The organism is Sneathiella litorea (assembly GCF_009882915.1).
Classification (GTDB): domain Bacteria; phylum Pseudomonadota; class Alphaproteobacteria; order Sneathiellales; family Sneathiellaceae; genus Sneathiella; species Sneathiella litorea.
Genome location: NZ_WTUW01000002.1, coordinates 140363 through 156834 on the forward strand (window position 1 = coordinate 140363; position 16472 = coordinate 156834).

13 protein-coding genes are annotated in these 16472 nt (G+C 53.5%); 5 read left to right on the plus strand and 8 right to left on the minus strand.

Annotation, left to right across the window (positions count from 1 at the left end):
* The first annotated feature begins 7 nt into the window (after positions 1-7).
* Together GQE98_RS06890 and GQE98_RS06895 are read left to right on the plus strand one after the other, a co-directional pair.
* Positions 8-1444, plus strand: a complete 1437-nt coding sequence (locus tag GQE98_RS06890; protein WP_161314949.1) for a gamma-glutamyltransferase — start codon at positions 8-10, stop codon at positions 1442-1444.
* Between the two features lie 24 nt (positions 1445-1468).
* Positions 1469-2629, plus strand: coding sequence for a pyridoxal phosphate-dependent aminotransferase (locus tag GQE98_RS06895; RefSeq protein ID WP_161314950.1), 1161 nt, complete (start codon positions 1469-1471; stop codon positions 2627-2629).
* A gap of 33 nt (positions 2630-2662) precedes the next feature.
* Here GQE98_RS06895 and GQE98_RS06900 read toward each other — a convergent pair whose 3' ends face one another.
* A complete protein-coding gene (locus GQE98_RS06900; RefSeq protein WP_161314951.1) occupies positions 2663-5299 on the minus strand; it encodes a ribonuclease E/G in 2637 nt (878 codons plus the stop codon).
* Between the two features lie 504 nt (positions 5300-5803).
* Between GQE98_RS06900 and GQE98_RS06905 the strand changes: the two genes are divergently transcribed.
* The 3 genes from GQE98_RS06905 (at position 5804) to prfB (ending at position 10719) form a co-directional block, all read left to right on the plus strand.
* Positions 5804-7000 carry an N-acetylmuramoyl-L-alanine amidase gene (locus tag GQE98_RS06905; protein WP_161314952.1) on the plus strand — a complete coding sequence of 399 codons (1197 nt, stop codon included), beginning with the start codon at positions 5804-5806 and terminating at the stop codon, positions 6998-7000.
* Between the two features lie 109 nt (positions 7001-7109).
* The gene (locus tag GQE98_RS06910; RefSeq protein WP_161314953.1) at positions 7110-9548 is read left to right on the plus strand and encodes a penicillin-binding protein 1A; all 2439 of its coding nucleotides are present in this window, start codon (positions 7110-7112) and stop codon (positions 9546-9548) included.
* Positions 9549-9602: 54 nt separating this feature from the next.
* Positions 9603-10719, plus strand: a protein-coding gene (gene prfB / locus GQE98_RS06915) for a peptide chain release factor 2 (RefSeq protein ID WP_161314954.1) whose coding sequence is annotated in 2 segments (ribosomal slippage) — positions 9603-9671 and positions 9673-10719 — 1116 coding nt in all. Because the reading frame shifts where the segments join, the coding sequence is not laid out codon by codon here.
* On the opposite strand, the gene GQE98_RS06920 is transcribed toward prfB, so the two are convergent.
* From GQE98_RS06920 to purC, 7 genes are read right to left on the minus strand one after another with little or no spacing between them, the layout of a single operon-like run.
* A complete protein-coding gene (locus tag GQE98_RS06920) occupies positions 10716-11747 on the minus strand; it encodes an alpha/beta hydrolase (RefSeq protein ID WP_161314955.1) in 1032 nt (343 codons plus the stop codon). The genes prfB and GQE98_RS06920 overlap by 4 nt on opposite strands.
* A 42-nt stretch (positions 11748-11789) precedes the next feature.
* Complete coding sequence (gene grxD / locus GQE98_RS06925) at positions 11790-12128, minus strand: Grx4 family monothiol glutaredoxin (protein WP_161314956.1); 339 nt, start codon at positions 12126-12128, stop codon at positions 11790-11792.
* Positions 12129-12153: 25 nt separating this feature from the next.
* Entirely contained in the window at positions 12154-12396 is a 243-nt protein-coding gene (locus GQE98_RS06930) for a BolA/IbaG family iron-sulfur metabolism protein (RefSeq protein ID WP_161314957.1), read from the minus strand.
* Positions 12397-12408: 12 nt separating this feature from the next.
* Positions 12409-14610, minus strand: coding sequence for a phosphoribosylformylglycinamidine synthase subunit PurL (gene purL, locus GQE98_RS06935; RefSeq protein ID WP_161314958.1), 2202 nt, complete (start codon positions 14608-14610; stop codon positions 12409-12411).
* Positions 14611-14614: 4 nt separating this feature from the next.
* Positions 14615-15304 (minus strand): phosphoribosylformylglycinamidine synthase subunit PurQ, encoded by a 690-nt coding sequence (gene purQ, locus GQE98_RS06940; protein ID WP_161314959.1) that lies wholly within the window; start codon positions 15302-15304, stop codon positions 14615-14617.
* A 21-nt stretch (positions 15305-15325) separates the two neighbouring features.
* Positions 15326-15568, minus strand: a complete 243-nt coding sequence (gene purS / locus GQE98_RS06945; RefSeq protein ID WP_161314960.1) for a phosphoribosylformylglycinamidine synthase subunit PurS — start codon at positions 15566-15568, stop codon at positions 15326-15328.
* A 43-nt stretch (positions 15569-15611) separates the two neighbouring features.
* A complete protein-coding gene (purC, locus tag GQE98_RS06950; RefSeq protein ID WP_161314961.1) occupies positions 15612-16376 on the minus strand; it encodes a phosphoribosylaminoimidazolesuccinocarboxamide synthase in 765 nt (254 codons plus the stop codon).
* Positions 16377-16472: the final 96 nt, after the last annotated feature.

Genomic DNA, 16472 nt, shown 5'->3' on the forward strand with positions numbered 1-16472 from the left:
GGTTCGGTTGTTGTCACTCGCATGTCTCGCCCCTTTCGCGCTTGCCGCCTGTGGTGGCCCCAGTGTGCCACTCGGTGAAATCGGCAATGTTGAGGGGTCTCTCGGGGGTGCTGCCTCGGATGAGCCGCGGGCGACCCTGGTAGCGGAAGATATTCTCTCCTCCGGTGGGACTGCTGCGGATGCGGCAACGGCCCTTTATTTCACCCTTGCCGTAACATATCCGGTCGCCGCATCCCTCGGCGGGGGCGGGGAATGCATCGTTTATGACAATGAAACCAACAAGCTTGAGAACCTGCAATTCTTCAACAAGGCGCCCGTAGCCGGTGGGTCGATTGCCATTCCCGGCAATATCCGGGGCATGGCCGCATTGCAGGCCCGGTACGGAAAGCTGGAATGGTCGCAGCTTCTCGCCCCGGCCGAGCAGATCGCCAATTTCGGTCAGCCTCTCTCGCGGGCCCAGCATATGGCCATGGTGTTGAATAAGGATCAGCTCCTCCTCGATTATAATATTCAAAGCATTTTTATGGATAAAGATGGAGAGTTTGTGGCGGAAGGGACTAAAATCCGCCAGATCAGACTGGCCAGCCTGATATCTGCCTTACGGTCAGAAGGGGGAGCCTCCTTTTATAGTGGCAACTGGGCCCGCACATATATTGCGGATGCTCTTGCCGCAGGTGGCCAGATCAATATTTCGGACATGCTCTCTTACAAGCCTGTCTGGCTCGAGGCACAAAGCTTCCGGGTTGATAACAATATGGTTGGCGTGTCGGTCGGGCCGGCCGGTGATATTTACCGCAAACTCTGGAAAACCCTGTATGACGGCAAAGGTATCCTCGGCATTGATGTCACAATACCCCAAGTTGAGATTGCCAGGGCCACGGCGTCAATTTTTTCTGACTTGAACAATATATCTCCCTTTATCAGCCAGGGCGCAACCTCCTTCGTTACCGCAGATAACAAGGGCAGCGCCGTCGCCTGCGTCGTCGGTCTCGGCTTTCCTTTCGGCAGTGGCCAGATGGGGGAGATTACCGGTATGGTCATGGCCGGTAATTTGCCGCTGGAAAGCCGTGAATTTGTGGCCTCCCCACTTGTGATTGCAAATATACCAAATAAGGATCTCTATTATGCGGGCGGCTCAACGGGCGGGGCCGCGGCAACTGTTGCGTCCGTTGCAACGGCGCTCAATATCTTTGCCAAGGGCAGCAACCTCGATCCGGCCATGGATGCGCCGCGTCTCTTTACCATGGGCCAGAAACTACCGCTTCTTTACGAATCCTCGATGACGGCGGAGACAGTTGATAGCCTGAAGAGTGATTTTCCGGTAATGGTGGAAGTTGACAGGCTAGCCGCCGTCAACGCGATCTATTGCCGGGCGGGCAAGGTTCCAAATTGCATTTCCCGACATGATCCGCGCGGGTTTGGCCTATCCCTCATCGAAAACTGATAATTACAATCCAAAGGAAATAACATGGCCAGCACGTCGGGCAGGGAAATCAGTCCCTTTATCGCGATGGAAGTCCTGAAGGCGGCGAACCTGCGAGAGCAGGAAGGCGGCGAGGTTTTTCACATGGAAGTCGGACAACCGGGTACGTCCGCCCCTTCAAAGGTACTCGCGGCCGCCAAGGAAGCACTGGATAACCAGCAAATCGGCTATACCGATGCGCTTGGAATCGCCCCGCTGCGGGAGGCAATTGCGCGCCATTACAAGGAGTTTTACGGCGTCACCGTCCCGATGGAGCGGGTCGTCGTGACCACCGGTTCCTCAGGTGGCTTTCTTCTCTCCTTCCTCTCGGCCTTCGAGAAAGGGGCAGGGGTCGTGCTTGCAGAACCGGGTTATCCCGCTTACCGCAATATTCTCACCTCACTCGATCTCGTGCCTGTTGGCTTGCCCTGTCATGCAGAGACAAATTTTCAGCCGACGCCAGAGCTGATTGATAAACTGCCGGATCCTGTTTCCGGACTTCTTGTCGCGAGCCCGTCGAACCCCACAGGCACCATGATCAAGCGCGATGAATTGGCGGCACTGATTGATTATTGCGCCGGGCGAGGGTTGCAGTTTATCTCTGATGAGATTTATCACGGCATCACCTATGACGAAGACGCAACCACGGCACTGGAACTGACGGACGAGGCAATTGTCATCAATTCCTTCTCCAAGTATTTTTCCATGACCGGTTGGCGTTTGGGCTGGATGATAGTGCCCGAACGGCTGGTGTGCTTTATCGAAAAACTCGCGCAGAACCTCTTTATTTCGCCGCCCGCGCTCAGCCAATATGCGGCCATCGCGGCGTTCGAGTGTAAGGACGAGTTGGAGGAGAATGTCAAAAACTACGCCCGCAACAGGAAAATTCTCCTGGAAGAGCTCCCCAAGCTCGGGTTGTCACGCCTTGCCGCGGCCGATGGCGCCTTCTATGTCTATGCCGATGTGCGGGATTTCACCAATGACTCGGTCGCGTTCTGCAAGACCATGCTGGCGGAAACCGGCGTTGCGGCAACTCCGGGACTTGATTTCGATCCCCATCGCGGTAACGGCTATGTCCGCTTTTCCTTCGCCGGTTCGACGGCCAGTATAAACGGGGCAATAGAGCGCCTGAAAGATTGGCCCGGCATTAAAAAAGGGAGCCGTTAAGCTCCCTTTTCGCTATCCTTGGTACTGCCGGAACTAACCGCGCCGCCACCAGCCGCTGCGCTTTGGTTTTTTCTCTGCCACGGCTTCTTCCGTTTTTTCTTCAGTTGTCATGGTTACAGATACCGGTTTTTCAGTTACCTCGGCTTTTGTTTCCTTAACCTCTGCAGGTGCCGCCGCAACAGGCTCAGAAGGTGTTTGCTCAGGCTGCGCTGTGGTCTCTGCTGTGTCTGCTTCTTTCTTTGGAGATCTCCGGCGGCGGACTGGAGCTTTCTTCGGCTTTTCCGCATCACCGCTGGTCTCATCAGAGGAATCTTGAGTGTTCTGTGCACTGTCTGGACTGGCACTGGTCACTTCAGTGACCTCCTCAGTTTTTGGTTTCCGGCGGGAACGACGCGGCTTCTTTTCCGCTTTCGGCTCGGCTTCCGCCGTATCAGGTGATACAGAGGTCTCCGGCGGTGTCACGGCTACTGCAACCTCCGCGCCCTCAGGTGTCTTGCTCTCGTCACTTACAGTGATCGGGATGACCACAGGTTCAGTTGATTCAGGTGAGGAACCTTCCTGATCTGTAGTGTTATCCTGTGTCTGCTGCTCTTCAGAGGCACCATTCCGGGACCGGCGACGGCCACCACGTTTTCCGCGACGGCGCCTCTTGGGCTCACCATTTTCGCTCTCTTCTTCTGTGTTGGCAGATTGGTTTTCACCGGTCTGGTTCTCTGAATTTGCCTCTTGCGGGGCATTTTCATCACGCGGCTTCCGCCGACGCCGACGCCGACGGCGTTTGGGCGCCGTGTCATCTTCTTCTCCATTTGAATTGGCAGGAGTTTTCTCGGTCTCCTCTTCCTCTTCAATGGTGCCGTTATAGGCAGATGTGACTTCGCGTGTGACCGGTGTCAGATCTCCCGGTTTTCCTTTTTCCCGATCGATCTTGTAGTCATTCATGTTCGATAACGGATCCGCGGTGATCAGGATCGTTATGCCATAGATGTTTTCAAGCTCCTGAATAACCGACCGCTTCTGATTGAGCAGGTAAATCGCCACATCTGTATGAACCGCCACGGTAATTTTCGCACTTCTTTCGCGCACACCTTCTTCTTCCAGGGTGCGGATAATCAGCAGGGCGGTTGACTCGATAGAGCGAACAAAACCGGATCCTCCACAAGTGTGGCACATGGTCGTACTGGTTTCCAGGAAGCTCGGCCGCAGCCTTTGGCGCGACATTTCCATCAGGCCGAAGGGGCTGATCCGTCCCACCTGAATGCGGGCGCGATCAGACTTGAGGCAATCCTTCATCCTACGCTCGACCGCGCGGTTATTGCGGTTGTCATCCATGTCGATGAAATCGATAACAATCAGGCCAGCGAGATCGCGAAGCCGTAACTGACGGGCGATTTCCTCGGCCGCTTCGAGATTGGTTTTCGTGGCCGTATCCTCGACATTCCGTTCCCGCGTGGCCTTGCCGGAGTTGACGTCGATGGAAACGAGCGCTTCCGTCGGGTTGATAACAATATAGCCGCCGGATTTGAGCTGCACTTCCGGATGATACATGGAGGCGAACTGCTGTTCCACCTGGAAGCGGTGGAAGAGGGGGATCTTGTCCTTATAAGGCTGGACCTTCTTGGCATGACTGGGCATCAGCTTGCGCATAAAATCCTTGGCCAGCTTATATCCTTCGTCACCCTCAACCAGAACTTCGCTGATTTCCTTGTCATAAAGATCGCGAATACTGCGCTTGATCAGATTGGCTTCTTCATACACACAGTAAGGGGCAATGGATTTAAGCGTCAATTCCCGAATATCGTCCCAGAGGCGCATCAGGAATTCATAGTCACGCTTGATTTCAACCTTGGTCCGGCTAAGCCCTGCGGTGCGGATAATGACGCCAATTCCTTCGGGAACTTCGAGCTCGTTCGCGATTTTCTTGAGCCGCTTGCGATCGGAGGGATTGCTGATCTTCCGGCTGATGCCACCGCCGCGGCCCGTATTGGGCATCAGCACACTATAGCGGCCGGGAAGGGAGATATAGGTCGTAAGCGCCGCACCCTTGTTGCCGCGTTCTTCCTTGACCACCTGCACCAAAAGAATTTGCCGCCGCTTGATTACTTCCTGAATTTTGTAATTGCGACGTGGCTGTTTGGCACGCCGGTCATCAACATCGTCTTCTCCGCCAAGGCTTTCGACGACATCATCGTCACCGTGATCGACAACTTCAAGACCGCCGCCTGTGTCATCCGCATCGTCGACAACACCTTCTTCGTCGTCATCATCCGCGGACTCCGTCAAGGCTTCCGCCTTTTCAGTGTCATCATTTTCCGGGGAGTCTTTTGCCTCCACAGTCGATGTGCTGTCGATCTCCGCATCTTCCAGATCACTCGCTTCGCGTTCAGCCGCAGCTTCCTGCTCGATCAGGACTTCGCGATCGGAAATCGGCACCTGGTAGTAATCGGGATGAATTTCATTGAAGGGGAGGAAACCGTGGCGATTACCGCCATACTCGACAAAGGCTGCCTGAAGGGAAGGCTCTACTCTTGTTACTTTGGCGAGATAAATGTTGCCTTTGAGTTGTTTTTTTGAAGCCGTCTCGTAATCAAATTCTTCAAGACGGGTACCTCTAACTTTTACGACGCGTGTCTCTTCTTGATGAGACGCGTCGATCAGCATGCGCGTAGCCATACATTAGCTCCGTGACTGTATGTCCTTCGTATGAGTAAAAGAACATCAGCCCATTTTCTATGGAAATCGTCGGCGCCGCGTTTTTTTCTTTCAAAACATTTCCAAACTTGCCAAAAGGCCTTGTCTGAATCTTTGGCTGCCGCAATCCATTCTCGACATTGAGAATTGGAACGATCTCTGTTTCAACTATTTCACTGCATTGTCTTAAGCGCTGCTATCAGACGCTCCGGGGATTGAAATTTTTCAATGCCTACAAAAGCTGTCGATATCGGCGCCGCCCTGTCATATATATGAGGAAGGGGCTGACCACAGGAACTCACGCGAGTATGATAGCTTCATTGTGACAAACTTACCAAGTGAATAATGAAGTGGGAATAAAAAATATTATCAAATATAGAGCGGCGTGCATTGATTAGAAACTCTGAAACCGCTAATTTAAGCCCGTTCGTAGGCCATCTGGTCGTTAAATTCGTCGCGTAATATAAGTGTGGTCCGGATATGGATATGGTCAATCGCTTTTTCCGAAGTGCTGTTATGGTCTGCCTGTTAGTGGCCGGAGGTTATCTTTCGGTACCCGCCGTTGCAGCAGCGACCATTGACGTGTCCTCCGCCCGGCTGGGACAGCATACTGACAAGACGCGTTTCGTGATGGAGATGAGCGCGGCGCCGGATTACAATGTTTTCCTTCTCGCCGACCCTTACAGGATTGTCATTGATTTACCCGAATTAAACTGGCTGGCCGATGAAAATAGCGGTCGCAAGAAAGGTCTTGTCGAGAACTATCGTTTTGGACTTTTCAAGAAGGATACCTCACGCGTTGTGCTTGATGTTGACGGGCCCGTAAAGGTCCTTCGCACTGTCGTCCTGCCGCCCTCATCAGGCAAACCCTACCGGTTCTTTATCGATATTCAGAAAACCGATGATGCCAGTTTTCGCCGGGAACTGGCGACAAGACGGGAGGAACAAAAGAACACGCAGGTTGCCATCCTCGCACCGGAACCACCCGCAAATAACCGGAAATACACAGTTGTCATCGATGCGGGGCATGGGGGCATTGATCCCGGCGCCATCGGCAAAAGCGGTGTATATGAGAAGAAAATCACCCTCGGCGTCTCCAAAAGGATACAAAGTATCCTGGCAAAGGATAAAAAATACAATGTCATCATGACCCGCGATGATGATACCTTCCTCAGCCTGAGGGAGCGGGTCTCTATAGGCCGGCATGCGAGTGCGGATCTCTTCGTCTCAATCCATGCAGATTCGATCAGCCGACCGGATTTTCGCGGTGCCACGGTCTATACTCTCTCCGAGAATGCCTCCGATGATGAGGCCGCGGAACTGGCCAAAAGCGAGAATAAATCAGACCTGATCGCCGGCGTTGACATGAGCGTGCAGGACGATACGGTTCAAGGTATCCTGATTGATCTTGCGCAGCGCGAGACCATGAATTTTTCCGTTAAATTTGCCGAGATGATCATCCCGGAAATCGCCAAGTCCGGCATGAAAACACGTGGACGGTCGCATCGTTTTGCCGGGTTTCGCGTGCTGAAAGCGCCAGATGTGCCCTCCGTTCTTGTCGAATTGGGGTATCTGTCAAATTACGACGATGAAAAAATCCTAAAATCAGGCAATGGTCAGCAGCGGCTAGCGCAGGCAATTGTGAATGCCATCGACAGATATTTTGAAACTGTCGACCCCTGAGAACAGATAAAAGGTCATGCTTTTGCGAAAAAACTTATTTTCTGCCTGAAAAAAACCGAATCTGTTCTATATTCACGAAATGATTATGTATTTTGAGATTAGTTAGCTTATGAAGCGCCTCGCGAAATTTCTGTTTCTGTGCTTTACCCTGATGATTTTCTTCGGAGTCATTGGCGTTGGCGCAGTTGGTTATGGCCTTTACCATTTCGGCAAAGGGCTGCCCGAATATGACCAGCTCACCGAATATGAACCGCCGGTAATGACCCGGGTGCATGCGGCGGATGGCAGTCTGATCGCAGAATACGCGCACCAGAGACGGCTATTTGTCCCGATCGAGACCATACCCGAGTTTGTGAAGCAGGCCTTTATTGCGGCAGAGGATCAGGATTACTATGATCATCCTGGTGTAGATTTTAAGGGGATTGCCCGCGCGGCCGTAACGAACATCATGAATTACGGGCGCGGACGCCGCCCGGTTGGAGCCTCAACCATCACGCAGCAGGTGGCGAAGAACATGCTGCTGACAAATGAAGTCTCCTATGAACGGAAGGCCAAGGAAGCCATTCTGGCACTCAGGATCAATCGGGCGCTCTCGAAGGACCAGGTGCTGGAGCTGTATCTGAATGAGATTTATCTCGGTCATCGCGCCTATGGCGTGGCTGCCGCGGCGCTCTATTATTTCGATAAGTCGCTGGATCGACTGACAATTGCCGAGGCGGCTTATCTGGCCGCACTCCCCAAGGCCCCGAACAACTATAACCCGTTCCGATATCCCGAGCGCGCGGTTCAACGGCGTAACTATGTAATCGGACGGATGCTGGAAGATAACTATATCACCAGTGAACAGGCCGAAGAGGCCCTTGCCCTGCCGCTCCTTGCGCGGAAAGGCGGGGATGCCGAGGTAATTGATGCCGAATGGTTTGTCGAGCAGGTCCGGCGCGAACTTTATGACGTTTACGGCCAAAAAGCTCTCTACGACGGCGGCCTGTCGGTGCGTACAACCATGCTGACATCTATGCAGCAGGTCGGGGAACGTATTCTGAGAAATGGCCTCCGGGACTATGATCGACGCCATGGGTGGCGGGGCCCGCTTTCCACGATTGAAGTCGGGGAGGATTGGACCGTAAAAATGATAAAGTTCCCGAGGCCAAAAGGGCTTGGAGACTGGTATATGGCGGTTGTTCTGGAATTGGACGCGGACGCCGCCACAATTGGATTTTCCGACACATCAAAGGGCCGTATCCTGCTCGAAGATGTAAAATGGGCGCGGCAGTATATTGATGAAGACAAAAAAGGCCCTGCGATCAACGCGCCTTCCGACGTATTGAAGGTGGGAGATATCATTGCGGTCGCTCCGAAAGGAGATACTAAGGCGACGGATAAGTTGTTCAGCTTGGAACAAATACCAAAAATTTCCGGTGGTCTGGTCGCGATGGACCCCCATACCGGCCGTGTCTATGCCATTGTTGGCGGCTGGAGTCCGGAGGCTTCCGAATTTAACCGCGCGGTGCAGGCCTATCGCCAGCCGGGGTCGGCGTTCAAGCCCTTTGTCTATGCCGCGGCACTTGATAACGGGTTTACACCGGCCGACAAGATAATGGACGGTCCCTTCGTGCTGACCCAGCCGAATGGGGACCGCTGGAAACCGTCTAACTACACCAACCGTTTTTACGGTCCCAGTACGCTCCGGCTTGGCATTGAAAAATCCCGGAACCTGATGACCGTGCGCCTTGCCCGCGCCATCGGCATGGATCCGATTGTCGATTATGCACGGCGGTTTGGTATTACTGATAATCTGATGCCATCCCTGTCCATGTCCCTCGGTGCCGGGGAGACGACCCTGCTCAAACTGACAACGGCGTATGCCGAACTGGTAAATGGCGGCAAGAAAATCATCCCTACGCTGATCGACCGAGTACAGGATCGCCGCGGCAAAACAATTTACCGCCATGATGAACGCCCCTGTGAAAACTGCAATGTAGACGCATGGGACAATCAACAAGAGCCGGAACTTCCCGATACACGGGAACAGATTTTGCCGGCGACAACTGCCTATCAGGTTGTATCGATGCTCGAAGGAGTGGTCGAGCGGGGCACCGGCCGATCTATCCGTGCGGTAGGCAAGCCACTTGGCGGGAAGACCGGCACGACCAATGAAAGCCAGGATACCTGGTTTATGGGCTTTTCGCCGGATCTTGCCGTTGGCGTTTATGTCGGCTTCGATACGCCACAAAGTTTGGGCAAGAAAGAAACCGGATCTTCCGTCACTGCGCCTATTTTCCGTGATTTCATGGCCGAGGTCCTTGAAGATCGACCGGCAACACCGTTCCGAGTGCCGGAAGGAATTCGACTGGTCCGGATCAACGGGGAGACCGGCGAACCGGCCCAACGCGGCGATAGGAATGTTATTCTGGAAGCCTTTAAAACCACGACGAGCAGGCTGACGACCAATGGCGTGTTGGACGGCTCCGATAGTGGCTTTTCCCCGGTCACAACCGGGACAATTCCTGAAAAAGCGGTCCGGTCCGGTACAGGTGGGCTTTACTGATCGCGTAATTCGGATTACTTTCCGCCAGAAATTTTACCATTGTTGGAGTAAATAATGCGTGCAGAACACCAGTCAATCGTCGATGAGATCAAGCAGGGTATGGCCCTGCTGAGGAGGTATCTTTGACTGGGAAAATGCAACCCGCCGCCTTGAGGAGCTGAATTCTCTCGTCGAAGACCCGGACCTTTGGAATGACGCCGCCAAGGCGCAAGCCTTGATGCGGGAGAGAACATCCCTGGAAGGGGCCCTCAACGCCTATAACCGGATCAGCCAGGAACTGGAAGATAACTGCGAACTTATCGCCCTCGCCGAGGAGGAAGAGGACGAAGAGACCGTCCAGGAAGCAGAAGAGGGACTTAAAACCCTGCTGATCGAAGTCAACCGGCGGCGTCTGGAAAGTATGCTGTCGGGCGAAGTAGATGGCAATGATTGTTATGTGGAAGTTCATTCTGGCGCTGGCGGCACCGAATCGCAAGATTGGACGCAGATGGTGTTGCGGATGTATATGCGCTGGGCCGATCAGCATGGCTACAAGGTCAAGATACTGGAAGAGAGCGCCGGGGAAGAAGCAGGCATTAAATCCGTCACGATTGAGATTTCAGGCGAGAATGCCTATGGCTGGCTCAAGACGGAGAGCGGCGTCCATCGTCTTGTTCGGATATCACCTTTTGATTCCAATGCACGTCGCCATACAAGCTTTTGCTCTGTCGGGGTTTATCCCGTGATTGATGACAATATTGACGTTGAGATCGATGAAAAAGACCTCCGCATTGATACCTACCGCGCCTCTGGTGCCGGTGGACAGCATGTGAACCGGACAGAATCCGCAATCCGCATCACCCATATCCCGACGAATGTTGTCGTGCAGTGCCAGAATGACAGATCCCAGCATAAAAACCGCGCGGAAGCCATGAAGATGCTGAAATCCCGCCTCTATGAGTTGGAACTACAAAAGCGCGAGGCGGCAGCGCAGGAAACACGTGACGGCCAAACGGATATCGGCTGGGGGCACCAGATCCGCTCCTATGTGCTGCATCCTTACCAGATGGTGAAGGACCTTCGCACCGGTGTCGAGAAAGGCAATGCGCAAGGCGTGCTCGACGGGGATCTTGACGATTATCTTGCCGCGGCGCTCGCCCAACGAGTTGGCGGCGAGGAAGACGCAGCCTAAAAAGATTTCGCGTCGAAGATGTGACGCAAGGCGTCCGCTGCCTGGCGGATGGCCTTGTCGGCTTGTGGTAAAATTGCTGTCATCGACATGAAGCCATGCACCATGCTTGGAAAACGCACCGTGCCCACGCTGACACCGGCGGCTTGCAACGCCTTGCCATAACTTTCCGCTTCATCGCGAAGCGGATCAAACCCCGCCGAGATGATCAGGGCTGGAGGAAGATCCGCCAGGTCTGAATTAAGGATCGGGGACGCCCGAAGATCATCCCGCTCCGACGCATTGTTCAGGTACATGTCGCGATAGTCACGGATGCGATCATAGGTCAGGAAAAAGCCCTCATCAAACAGTTGATAACTTGCCGCGGAGAGATGCGCATCCAGCGTCGGGTACAGCAGCATTTGAAAGAGGGGTGAGGGGACGCCTTGCGTCTTTGCCTGCTGGGCCACGACAGCAGCCAGACATCCGCCGGAACTGTCGCCGCCAACGGCAACTCTTTTCGGGTCGAGACCCTTGTCCGCGCCATGCTGGCACGCCCAGGTAAATGCGCTCATCGCATCATCCACAGCGGCAGGAAATTTATTCTCCGGTGCAAGGCGATAGGCGATGGAGAGAACCGCAAACCCTCCATACTTCGCGAGCCTTGCGCAAAGCCCATCATGGCTGTCAAGGGAGCCGCGGATATACCCGCCGCCATGATAATAGACAAGAACGGGTTGAGCAGGTTCTTTTCTTGGCCTGTAAAGGCGGGCCGGAAGTTTGCCGAAATCCGTCGGAATTTCTATGTCGTCGATAGAGGCAAGTTTTGGCAGGCGTCCTGTCATTGCCCCGGAAAGCCGTTCCATATTGGTGCGGGTGGTTTCCACCGGCGTTTCGCGGACCGGTGTCGCCATTTTCCGGTCAATATCACAGAGAAGACGGGCCTTGTTATTTAGCCGCTGGCCATCCATGACACGCGGCTTAAATCCGTAACACAGGCTGATAAGGGAATCGGGCAGCATCGCGATAAGAGCAAGAATAATCTTTTGCATCTTACCGCCTCATATTTTTTCGGGAGCGGGGTGCCGATGACCTCACGCAGACGCGCGGGCTACCTTTTTCTGTTCGAAAACTTCCTGCAATTCGCCGGTTTCGAACATCTCGCGCATGATATCACAGCCACCGACAAACTCGCCTTTGACATAAAGCTGCGGAATAGTCGGCCATTGACTGAATTCCTTGATGCCTTCGCGCACACTCGGATCACTCAAGACGTCGACACCTTTGAATTTAACATCCAAATGCGACAAAATCTGAACGGCGGTTGCGGAAAACCCACATTGCGGGAAGATCGCGGACCCTTTCATGAATAACACAACGTCATTGTCTGAAATTTCGCTAGAAATTCGATCTTTGGTTACTTGATCAAGCATTTATCGATCCTTCTTAATGTTATACTTACGACTGTCCGTCCGGCACAGAGGTCTGCAGGGCGAGCGCATGGAGCGCCTGTCCCATATTCCCTTTTAGTGCATCATAAACCATCTGGTGTTGACGCACCCGCGGAAGGCCGGCGAAGCTTGCGGAGGTTACCATCGCAGCATAATGATCGCCATCGCCGCGCAAATCGGTAATTTCCACCTTGGCATCCGGAATACCTTCCTTGATAAGCCGTTCAATTTCACTCGCATCCATTGCCATGGATCAAAACTCCTATTCGCTGCCCGGACGAGACATCAGGTCCGGCAACCACTTTGCATGTACATTCTTCAGCTTACTCACGGATATGGTGAGGCAGCCATCGATTTTCAATTCAGTATGACCGATCGTTCCAATAATGTGTAGGGGAATATCTTCGGCAAGGGCAAAGCCCCGCACCATCTCCACATCGTCAGGTTTCACGGTGAGGACGTAGCAGGCCTGTTCCTCCGCAAATAGAGCCGCATGAGACGGAAGGTCTGTATTCAACAGGATCTCGGCCCCGATATTACCGGCAATCGCCATTTCAGCAAGGGCGACGCCAAGTCCCCCATCGGAAATGTCATGGGCGGCGGTAATCAGCTCCTTGCCAATCATCTCGCGTAGATAATCACCATGTTTACGCTCTTTTTCGAGATCAACAGTTGGCGGAGCACCTTCCTCGCGCCCTTCTATTTCTCGCAAGTAAAGCGTCTGGCCCATTTCGCCGGTTAAATCACCCAGTAGCAGGACAACATCCCCCTCCGATTTAAAGGCGAGGGTGGTCATTTTCCGATAATCAGCAAGCAACCCGACACCGCCAATTGCCGGCGTGGGGTAGATGCCGGTACCGTTCGTCTCATTATAGAGTGAGACGTTACCGGAAATGACCGGATAATCGAGCGTCGTGCAGGCGCGGCGCATGCCATTAATACATCCGACGAACTGCCCCATGATCTCGGGCCGCTGCGGATTACCAAAATTCATGCAATCGGTAATAGCGAGCGGGACCCCACCAGTTGCGGTGATATTCCGCCAGGTCTCGGCCACTGCCTGCGCACCGCCCATCTCCGGATCAGCGTAGCAATAGCGCGGCGTACAATCCGTTGTAATTGCGAGAGCTTTCTGGGTGCCATGCACACGGACCACGGCCGCATCGCCACCCGGCCGTTGGATGGTGTCGCCCATGACCATATGGTCATATTGCTCCCAGATCCATCTCCGGCTCGCAATCTCTGAGGAACCCATAAGTTTGAGCAGAACTTCACCCAGATTATCGGGAGCGGTAACATCTTCGCCCATGATGACCGTTGGCGGTGTGGTTTTCACCCAGGGCCTGTCATATTCAGGCGCGGCATCTGCAAGCGGTGCGACGGGAAGATCAGCGGCCACGTCACCGTTCATGGTGAGCACCATCCGGCCCGTGTCGGTCACCTTGCCAATGACGGAGAAATCAAGTTCCCATTTCTCAAAAATTTTGCGCGCTTCTTCCTCGCGGCCCGGTTTCAGGACCATCAACATCCGTTCCTGGCTTTCGGAAAGCATGATTTCGTAGGGTGTCATGCCTTCTTCGCGCATCGGCACAAGATCAAGATTCAGCTCAATCCCGACTCCGCCCTTATCGGCCATCTCGAAAGATGAGGAGGTGAGACCCGCGGCGCCCATATCCTGGATTGCGACGATCGCATCGGTCGCCATCAGCTCAAGGCAGGCTTCAAGCAGCAGCTTCTCAGTGAACGGATCGCCAACTTGAACGGTAGGGCGCTTTTCCTCACTGTCATCGTCAAACTCTGCGGAGGCCATGGTCGCCCCATGAATGCCATCCCGGCCAGTCTTGGAGCCCACATAAACCACCGGGTTGCCGATACCGGCAGCCGCGGAATAGAAGATATTATCCGTGTCCGCGAGCCCCACCGTCATGGCGTTGACGAGGATATTCCCATCATAGGACGCATGAAAATTTGTCTCTCCGCCGACTGTCGGAACTCCCATACAATTCCCATAGCCCGCAATACCGGCCACAACACCCGAGACAAGATGTCCGGTTTTTGGATGATCAGGACGTCCAAAGCGCAGCGCATTCATATTCGCGATGGGCCGCGCCCCCATGGTGAAGACGTCACGCATGATACCGCCAACGCCTGTTGCCGCGCCCTGATAGGGCTCGATAAAGGACGGATGGTTATGGCTTTCCATCTTGAAAATGGCGGCCTGTCCATCGCCAATATCGATGACACCCGCATTCTCACCGGGCCCACAGATCACCCAGGGGGCCTCCGTTGGGAGGGTTTTTAGCCATTTTTTTGAGGATTTATAGGAACAATGCTCGCTCCACATCACGGAGAATATGCCGAGTTCCGTGAGGTTCGGCGTCCGGCCGAGAATGTTCAGGACATCCGCATATTCATCTTCGGTCAGGCCGTGCTCGGCAACAATTTCTTTGGTGATTTCAGTCATGTTTTCAAACAATTGAGCTTACAAGATGATCAAAAAAGCGCTTGCCGTCAGTTCCGCCAAGTTCGTCGGAGATCAGGCGTTCGGGATGCGGCATCAGGCCCAGTACATTGCCCGCTTTATTATAAATACCGGCAATATTGTTACGTGACCCGTTGGGGTTGGCGGCAGCGGTCTGCTCTCCTTCGGGCGTTACATATCTGAAGGCCACCTGACCTTCAGATTCAAGCTCATTAAGCTTGTCATCATCCGCATAGAAATTGCCGTCATGGTGGGCAACGGGGAAACGGATGACCTCACCCTGCTCAAAGCAGCCGACGAAACGCTCATTCTGTGACGTGACCAGCAGGTCTACATCACGGCAGACGAATTTCTGTCCCGCATTACGCAGCAGAGCACCGGGAAGCATTCCGGTTTCCGTGGCAATCTGGAACCCGTTGCAGATCGCGATAACCGGCGTGCCGCTTTCGGCCTTTTTCACGACTTCACGCATTATGGGGGAATTTGCCGCCATTGCACCGGCGCGAAGATAATCCCCATATGAAAATCCTCCGGGGATTGCGATCAAGTCAGTGTCCGGCAATTCACTGTCGCCATGCCAAACCATATCTGGTTCTCGGCCCATGGACAGGGTCAGCGCGACTTTCAGGTCCCGATCACAATTAGAGGCGGGAAAAACGATAACAGCAGCCTTCATGGTCCAACACTCCCTGTCTGGTCAATCCAGCATTTCGATGGAATAGTTCTCGATCACGGTATTGGCGAGAAGCTGCTGACACATTCTCTCGACTTCTGCCTCGGCCGCGTCGCGGTCCATATCGGCAAGATCAAGGTCAATTGTCTTGCCCTGGCGGACATCCAGAACATTCTTGAAACCCAGCCCCTGCAGGGAATGGGAAATCGCTTTCCCCTGCGGATCAAGAACCCCGTTTTTCAAGGAAATATAGACACGTGCTTTCATCTGGTCCTCTTAAGATTTAAAAAAAGGCGCTAAGTATGCGCCTTTACTGGATTGCAGTTGTTCCCTGCAAATCTCCTGGTCCGCCTTCAGGAATAATCCCAAGACGACGTGCAACTTCCTGGTAAGCATCCTCGACACCGCCAAGATCACGGCGAAAGCGGTCCTTATCCAGCTTCTTGTTCGTTGCGATATCCCACAGACGGCAATTGTCCGGGCTTATCTCATCGGCAAGAATAATCTGCATTTCATCGGCTTCATAATACCGGCCGAATTCCAGCTTGAAATCTACAAGGCGGATGCCGATCCCGGTAAAAAGGCCGAGCAAGAAGTCATTAACCCGGAGCGACTGACTCATGATATCGTCAAGCTCCAGTGGATTGGCCCAGCCAAAAGCCGTGATATGCTCTTCAGAAACCAGCGGGTCATTAAGTTCGTCTGACTTAAAGCAATATTCAATAATCGGACGGGGCAGGGGCGTTCCTTCGGAAATCCCGAGTCGCTTGCAGATCGATCCCGCGGCGATATTGCGAACAATCACCTCAACAGGAATAATCTCCACTTCCTTGATCAACTGTTCCCGCATATTCAGGCGGCGGATAAAGTGATTTTGAATACCGATCTCGGCAAGCTTCATCATCAAATGTTCTGAAATACGGTTATTCAGAACACCCTTGCCGGTGACAGTTGATTTCTTTTCACCATTGAATGCGGTGGCATCATCCTTGAAATACTGCACGAGTGTGCCCGGTTCCGGGCCTTCAAAGAGAACTTTTGCCTTGCCTTCGTAGACTCGTCTACGTCGGGTCATGGATTAACTCCAACTCATCGAAAAAAGGCGGCCAACCGCCATAGAAATAAATATCAAACAGCGGCAACTTACTAAAGTCTACACGCTGTTTGTGCC

Coding starts and splice junctions, on each gene's coding strand:
- GQE98_RS06910 (WP_161314953.1), top strand. CDS start 7,110: ATGAAGCGCCTCGCGAAATTTCTGTTTCTGTGCTTTACCCTGATGATT.
- GQE98_RS06900 (WP_161314951.1), bottom strand. CDS start 5,299: ATGGCTACGCGCATGCTGATCGACGCGTCTCATCAAGAAGAGACACGC.
- GQE98_RS06930 (WP_161314957.1), bottom strand. CDS start 12,396: ATGGCAATGGATGCGAGTGAAATTGAACGGCTTATCAAGGAAGGTATT.
- purQ (WP_161314959.1), bottom strand. CDS start 15,304: ATGAAGGCTGCTGTTATCGTTTTTCCCGCCTCTAATTGTGATCGGGAC.
- GQE98_RS06920 (WP_161314955.1), bottom strand. CDS start 11,747: ATGCAAAAGATTATTCTTGCTCTTATCGCGATGCTGCCCGATTCCCTT.
- grxD (WP_161314956.1), bottom strand. CDS start 12,128: ATGCTTGATCAAGTAACCAAAGATCGAATTTCTAGCGAAATTTCAGAC.
- purS (WP_161314960.1), bottom strand. CDS start 15,568: ATGAAAGCACGTGTCTATATTTCCTTGAAAAACGGGGTTCTTGATCCG.
- GQE98_RS06895 (WP_161314950.1), top strand. CDS start 1,469: ATGGCCAGCACGTCGGGCAGGGAAATCAGTCCCTTTATCGCGATGGAA.
- GQE98_RS06905 (WP_161314952.1), top strand. CDS start 5,804: ATGGTCAATCGCTTTTTCCGAAGTGCTGTTATGGTCTGCCTGTTAGTG.
- purL (WP_161314958.1), bottom strand. CDS start 14,610: ATGACTGAAATCACCAAAGAAATTGTTGCCGAGCACGGCCTGACCGAA.
- purC (WP_161314961.1), bottom strand. CDS start 16,376: ATGACCCGACGTAGACGAGTCTACGAAGGCAAGGCAAAAGTTCTCTTT.